The organism is Desulfurellaceae bacterium (genome assembly GCA_021296095.1).
Taxonomy (GTDB): Bacteria; Desulfobacterota; Binatia; order Bin18; family Bin18; genus JAAXHF01.
In genome coordinates this window covers 1-823 of the sequence record JAGWBB010000123.1, presented here as the reverse complement: position 1 = coordinate 823, position 823 = coordinate 1, and the positions used below count along the sequence as shown (strand labels likewise).

The 823-nt window shown below is 67.7% G+C and carries 1 protein-coding gene; it reads left to right on the top strand.

Going from position 1 to position 823, the window contains the following annotated elements:
* On the top strand, window positions 1-823 hold an 823-nt coding region (locus tag J4F42_20570; GenBank protein MCE2487915.1), incomplete at both ends, for a tryptophan 7-halogenase.

Genomic DNA, 823 nt, shown 5'->3' with positions numbered 1-823 from the left:
TCGCTCACCCCGCGTATCCTGCCTATTTTTGACTTTCTGAACCTGCGCTCCGAGGTCGAGCGGGTCGGCTTTCTGCCGATTGCCGGCCACACGGTATGCTGGGGCGAAGCCGCGCCGCGCACCGCCTATTACAGCCCGGACCGCAGCCGGCGCGGCTTTCAGGTCTGGCGGGCGGATTTTGACGCCCTGCTGCTGGAGCACGCCCGGCAGGCCGGCGTGCAGGTGTGTGAGGGACAGGCGGTTGAGGCGGTCAGCCTGCCGCCCGACAGCGCTGAGGTGCAGGTGCGAACCGCATCCCAACACCGCATCACGGCAGCCTTTTTTGTCGATGCGACCGGCCGCAGCGGCCTGCTGGCGCGCCAAGGGCTGCGCCGGCGTAACCGCGGCTTTCAGACCCTGGCCCTGACCGCCTACTGGCGGGACGTGGCCGAGCCGCGGGGCATTGAGCGTGGCAACACCCTGGTCGAAGCCTATGCCGACGGCATCGTGTGGTCTCTGGCCCTGCATACCGGGCTGAGGAATGTGACTCTGCTGGTCGATTGGCGGGCCGGGGCTGACATCCGACGGGCCGGTCTGGCCGATGTCTACCACGCTGAACTTGGCAAAGCCGCCCACATATCCGGCCTGCTGGAGGGAGCCCGGATCGCCACCGCGCCCCAGGCTGCGGACGCCACCTTGTACACCGCAACACAGTTCGGCGACGCCCGCTTTTTACTGGTCGGAGACGCCGGGCTGTTCATCGATCCGCTGTCCTCCGAAGGCGTCCACAAAGCCATGGCCTCGGCCCTGACCGGCGCCGTTGTGGTCAACACCCTGCTGCGAC